The following is a 3,725-nucleotide window of genomic DNA, read 5'->3' as shown; positions in this document are numbered from 1 at the left end:
CAAGCCCCTTTAATTCGATTTACCGTTGACAGACACAAAATTAACGACGTTCAATCTAGCCAGATGTTAAATTAAGCTCTTAAATGCCATTTTAAGCCCATATAAGCGTTTTAAAGATGTGGACCGCCTAATTCATCAGATTTATGTTTTTCGAGTTCCTGTGAGCTTTCAGGGGCTTTTTTAGACGGTTCTTTTAGTCCTGCACGTTCTAGCCACTTGTCAGGTAAATTGATACCTAGTTTTTTGTGTAGAAATTCATCAACATTGCGGACAATGCCTTGAAGTGTTCCGACTAACTTTGCAATCGCTCATTCTCTCTTTCGAGGTCATTATAGTCCCACGTTGTTCTAGTCAGTTTATCTCTTAACGAGTCGGCTTCACGCCTTGCTCTAGCATGCATTTGATTGTAATTATCACTAAAAGACGCCCGTTGTTCCAAATCAGCGAGATCAGATTTATCAACCATGACTTTATTTTTATTCAGCAAAGTTGGTTTACTAGCAATTTTTTTGTTATCCCGTGGCTTGATTTCATCAAGCTGTTTTTAGTATCTGCAAGCTTTGCTTGTGTCTCTTGTTTTTCGGTCTCTATCTTTTTCAAATCTTCCCGCATAGCCTTGTATTCGGGTACTGATAAATTCTTGCGCTCTTTATTTTTGTTGCCACGTTCAACATCAAAGCCATGCTCTTTGAGGTATTGTGGTAATTCCTCTTGAATACGTTGCAAGGCTTCACGATTGAATATACGCTTAGCTGAGAGCTTTTTATCATCATCAAAGGGTACAATTCCCATATGCATGTGAGGGGTCTTCTCGTCCAAGTGAACGACCGCATAACGAATATTTTCGTCGCCATAGTTATCTGCAAAATATTGTTTGGCTGTTTCAAAATATTTACGGGTTTCGACTTCGTCTAATTGCTCAAAAAATCTTTGTTACTGGTTAGAATCCACTCATTGACTAAAACAGCGTCTTTGCGAACTGCCCGCTTACTAGCTTTATTTTCGTTGATATAGGCTTCAATATCCGTTTTAAAATTATCAGTGCGCCCAGCCACCAAATCATAATTCAAGTGGGAGCGGGAAACATCAATATCTTCGTTGCTGTGATTAGTCGTTCTCCGTTGGTCATGATTGCCAATACCGACTAAATTATCAGCTTTTAATTTCGTCATTCTAGCCACTACAAAACTCATAGTACGCACCTCGTTTCGGAGTTATCTTCCAAGTAAAGTATAACCCACTATACTTTACTTCGTAAAGGTGGGCTCGCCGAGGGGTCTTGCAGACGGCTCTGTCGGCTCTTTTGAGCCGAGTATCAGCGCACCCTATGGTGCAATTAGCTGATACCTGTTTTGACGTTTTGCATACCTACTTTTTTAAGTAGGTATGCAAACCTCAAACTAAAATAAAAACCCCCTTCGACATTTCTGTCAGGGGGCGAGTTTTTAGTTCAACAAAACCTAGTTCGTGGCGGGTGTATGACCAACTCAAAAGATCGCATTAAAAAAACTCACCGCAAAAAATACAGTGAGCCTTATGGTAAAAGCTTTTTTTATTCCTTTTGTGAGTTTGTCATACTTTAGATTTAGACAAACTCGTTTAAATTAGTTTGTTACGTTTTCTTTTGAATCAGCTGTGAGCCAGTTCCAGAAAAAAACGATTAAAGTAAAGCCATAAATTGTCGCAATTATTCCTTGGAAATAGGAATTAATAGCGATTGTTGTTCCATGAAAAAATAAAAGCAAAAAGTGAAATAGAACGATAAATTTTAGGTCTAAATTTCTCATCTACCATCTGCCAAATATTCCACAAAGCATAGAGAAAACTACCAACGGATATAATAAGGAACGCTGTGATCAAAGGAATTGCTGTAATCATTCCACTAAGAGTGTAGAGTAACATTGCTCCACCTAAACCAAAAAATAAAGGAAATAAAATCTTTTTATACGTAGTTCGATCTGTCGCATTAAACATGGTGTTCATCAACTCCTACTATCAACTTATCACAAGAAACTACGCCATACAAAAACGAGTATTTTGCTAAATAACCACTTGAGTTTCACTCAATTCTTATTAAGACAGACTAGGAAATATTAAAAATCCTAAATTTTTACCATTTAAAAATTTTAGTAAGAGTAAACATAATCGACCATAGAACTAGACCAGTTAAAACAAAAACTCCAAAAACCTTCAAGGCATCTACAAATGTCGAAAACTGAAAACCAACCACTAAATAAAAGAATAGGATAAATAGTTGCCAGCATGATTAAGAAATGAACAATACTCTGTTTTGTTAAACTCCATTGATCAATATTATAAATAACTGTTGCTGCACCAACAATAAATGCAACTAATCCGCTAAAGAAAGTACTCTTAGCATCTTTATATTGTCCTTGATAATAGAGCAATAAGGCAATGATTTGCATGATAATGAAGGGTATTCCGCCTCTAAAAATACTTTTCATAATTAATGTCATTATTTAGTCTCCTTATCATTCAATATCTCACCCGTTTCTTTATCAATATCGCTCCTACCATATCTTCGTTCTTGATAGACTGCGTCAAAATATAGCCTTACCAAGGCGGTATGCGCACGCAAAACAGAGTTAATTATTTTCATACTAGGAAGCCCATGTTCATTACCATGAACTCTAACAAAACGCTTCAATTCACGTATATTAGCTATCCCATATTCATCAATCAAATCACACACAGTATTCAACATATCGTCTTTATCTTCCACATCAAGCGATATATATCTATCAATATCAAAATTATTAATCAGCGTAATATCTTGTTTATTATATTTATTGCTTTTTCTTCTCGATAGCGTCTTTCGACTCATGAGTAAGATATAGATACATACTTGTCATACTTCTGATGACTATTTGTACTTTAGCAATACTCTGATCGCCTAGAAGCTGTTTAATTTTGTATCGAACACTATCAGCAGTAACTGGGTTTTTAGCCACATAGACAACATGATAATGTGGCTTTTTAAAATCTTGTCCTGGCACAGTACTTTTATCTTTATCATGCAATGGACTAACAGCAATTGGAACACCAATTAATTCTAATTTCGACTTCCAATCATCTGGAATAGATTCGGGATATAACAAAAAGGTGAAGTATCTTGATTTGTCTTTTGCCATAATGGTAGAATAACCTTGTTAGAACAACAATGTTTAGCGGAAACTTTCGTCTTGCCCAAGCCGAGTTTTCGCTTATTTTTTTTGTTCTAATTCCTTTCTTGAATAATCTTCTAAAGCTAAAGCTAGAATCGCAGACTTAGAAAAACCTTTTTCTTTTGCAAGCTTTTCCAAAGTAGAATATTGGTCTTCAGTGAGACTGACCGTAATTCTTTTTTTATTTGTAGCCATATTTTTTACTCCAAACTAAATTAAATTTAAGTACACCACTATTATGCATTTTTGCAACATTATTGTCAACAATACGTGCTACAAACCTCAATTTCGCTAAAACTCGCTAAAAACTCGCCAAAAACTCGCCGAGATATAAAACTCTGTAACCGTTGATATAAAAGGCTTAAAGACAGTTTTTTATTAAAATTGGCACTCGGCACTTAAAAGGGGGGTCGTAGTACGGGAGCGAAATTCGCTCCCTGCCCCCTGATTTCAAAATTTTTATCCCACTCAAACCAAATATGGGCTCCGCCCAACCCGCAAGCTGTGTCAGCTTGACCCCATAAATGAGCGGGAGCTCCC

The 3,725-nt window shown here is 36.3% G+C and carries 3 protein-coding genes and 2 pseudogenes; all 5 read right to left on the bottom strand.

All coding sequences use genetic code 11. The features are described from left to right. Positions 1-480 precede the first annotated feature (480 nt). The 5 genes and pseudogenes from mobV to NBRC111893_RS10430 all read right to left on the bottom strand — a co-directional run bounded on the left by mobV (position 481) and on the right by NBRC111893_RS10430 (position 3,380). Positions 481-1,172 (bottom strand): annotated as a pseudogene (gene mobV / locus NBRC111893_RS10450) (MobV family relaxase). Between the two features lie 535 nt (positions 1,173-1,707). Continuing rightward, complete coding sequence (locus NBRC111893_RS10445; RefSeq protein ID WP_125009045.1) at positions 1,708-1,974, bottom strand: hypothetical protein; 267 nt, start codon at positions 1,972-1,974, stop codon at positions 1,708-1,710. 152 nt (positions 1,975-2,126) lie between these two features. After that, entirely contained in the window at positions 2,127-2,477 is a 351-nt protein-coding gene (locus NBRC111893_RS10440) for a DUF3021 family protein (protein WP_225417750.1), read from the bottom strand. Next, positions 2,477-3,152, bottom strand: a pseudogene (locus tag NBRC111893_RS10435) (replication protein). The gene NBRC111893_RS10440 and the pseudogene NBRC111893_RS10435 overlap by 1 nt, the downstream one beginning before the upstream one ends. Before the next feature lie 72 nt (positions 3,153-3,224). Then, the gene (locus tag NBRC111893_RS10430) at positions 3,225-3,380 is read right to left on the bottom strand and encodes a ribbon-helix-helix protein, CopG family (protein WP_004906453.1); all 156 of its coding nucleotides are present in this window, start codon (positions 3,378-3,380) and stop codon (positions 3,225-3,227) included. Positions 3,381-3,725: the final 345 nt, after the last annotated feature.

The organism is Lentilactobacillus kosonis (assembly GCF_003864335.1).
GTDB lineage: Bacteria > Bacillota > Bacilli > Lactobacillales > Lactobacillaceae > Lentilactobacillus > Lentilactobacillus kosonis.
The sequence above is the reverse complement of the archived record's forward strand: the minus strand, read 5'-3'. Positions and strand labels throughout refer to the sequence as shown.

Coding starts and splice junctions, on each gene's coding strand:
- NBRC111893_RS10445 (WP_125009045.1), bottom strand. CDS start 1,974: ATGTTTAATGCGACAGATCGAACTACGTATAAAAAGATTTTATTTCCT.
- NBRC111893_RS10440 (WP_225417750.1), bottom strand. CDS start 2,477: ATGACATTAATTATGAAAAGTATTTTTAGAGGCGGAATACCCTTCATT.
- NBRC111893_RS10430 (WP_004906453.1), bottom strand. CDS start 3,380: ATGGCTACAAATAAAAAAAGAATTACGGTCAGTCTCACTGAAGACCAA.